Origin of the sequence: Anaerofilum hominis, assembly GCF_014287275.1 — a bacterium.
GTDB lineage: Bacteria > Bacillota > Clostridia > Oscillospirales > Ruminococcaceae > Pygmaiobacter > Pygmaiobacter hominis.
The window spans coordinates 1-1,643 of record NZ_JACONZ010000010.1 but is presented as its reverse complement, the minus strand read 5'-3'; the positions used below and the strand labels follow the sequence as shown (position 1 = coordinate 1,643).

The following is a 1,643-nucleotide window of genomic DNA, read 5'->3' as shown; positions in this document are numbered from 1 at the left end:
CCCCGCTCGCTCAGCAGCGCCCCGTTCAGGTAAAAGCTGCGCAGATTGCTGATCTTCTCCCCCGTGATATCCTGGCTCGTCACCGCATACACCCCCAGCCGCGTCAGAAACAGCGGCTCATTGGCCAGATATCCAAACGCCCATTTGGCCGCCGCCCCCTCTCCCTGCAGCGTGTTCACGATGGGGAACGCGGGTTTGTTGTTCTGCAGATTTCCTTCCCGCACCACCACGCTGCGGTCGGCCTCCCGCCCGTCCTTGTGCGCAGCCAGACGCGCGGACACGATCGAATACCCCACAATGGCGCTGTCCGATTGCCCCAGCACCGCATAGGCGCCGTCGTCCCAATAGGTGGGGTCGTTATACCCCGAGTACCAGTCGTAATTGGGCAGCCCGGCATACCCGGACAAAAACAGCCGGTCCGCCGCCCCGCTCACCCCGAACAGGGTGCCGATATCGCAGCGGTTGATCCGGTCCGCATACCCCTCCACCGTGCGCGCCGCCGTGATCTTCACATTGTCCTGCCCGGAGACCGGCGACACCCCCGGCGCGGCAGTAAAGGTCACCAGTCCCGCTGTCCGGTCCACCGAAAAATCTCTTCCCTCGGCCAGTTCCCGCCAGCTGCCGTCGTTCTGCAGCAGCTCTACCGTGACGGCCGCCGCGTCCAGGGGGGCAAGGCTCAGCTGGTAGGCCTTGTCGGCGGCCGTCCCGAGAAACTGCTCGGTAAATTTGGGCTGGATCAGGTTGATGCCCTCGTATTCCTGCCCGCCGGATTTCGGCCCCTTGCCGATGGTCAGGGTCGGCACATACGCCCCCTCCGACGCCAGCTTTACCCTCTCGCCGTCGTAGATCCACAGCGTGCCGCCGTCCGCGATCACCAGCTGGTCCGCCAGCAGCCAGCTGCGGCTGCGGCCGTCCGCAAGCCCGCCCGCCAGTTCCTCCGCCATCTGCAAGTCTGCGGAGAGTTCCCCCTCTGCGCGCAGGACAAACCGGCCGTCGCTGTCATCGAGCTCCACCGCCTCATGGGTGTAGACCTCTTCCTCCGCAAGCTCGTAGACCACCGTCACCGGCGTGCCCGCGGCATACTGGGCGGCGAGATACGCTCTAAACTCCGCCGCAGTGCTGTAGGAGGAGTCCTTGAACGCGACATAATGACCTGTTGTTTCATCTCTGCCCACAAATACGATATGATCTTCGCCCATCCAGTTGGTCTGCGCCCATGGATAGTGGCTGCAGACCCCGCACTGATACGTCGATCTCGCAAACGGGATCTGATTGTCGGCCACAACAAACCAGTTATTCACCTTAGCGTCCAGATAAAAGTTCTCTGTCCCGTCCAGCACCAGCATTTTCTGCGCGTGCCGTTCCCGGCTGATCCGCCCGCCGTCCTCCGCCAAAACGCTGCTCTCCACCCTGTCGCCGTCCCACAGGGGCGCGGTCAGGGGGAGCAGGCGGGGCTGTCCGTTGATCTCCACCTTCGCGGCATACGCCTGTCCCCCGTAGGGGAGATATGGGGCCGCTCTGGTCCCGCGGTTCAGCATGACCCATTCGATCTCGCCGCGCCAGTCCGCGATCCCTGTCGCGTTGTCCTTGTTGGTCACGCACAGGGCGTATTTTCCCGATGCCCCTATCCTGATCTCCGTGGC

1 protein-coding gene is annotated in these 1,643 nt (G+C 63.7%); it reads right to left on the bottom strand.

The features are described 5' to 3' along the window. On the bottom strand, nucleotides 1-1,643 hold a 1,643-nt coding region (locus tag H8S23_RS13780), incomplete at both ends, for a hypothetical protein (RefSeq protein WP_186888931.1).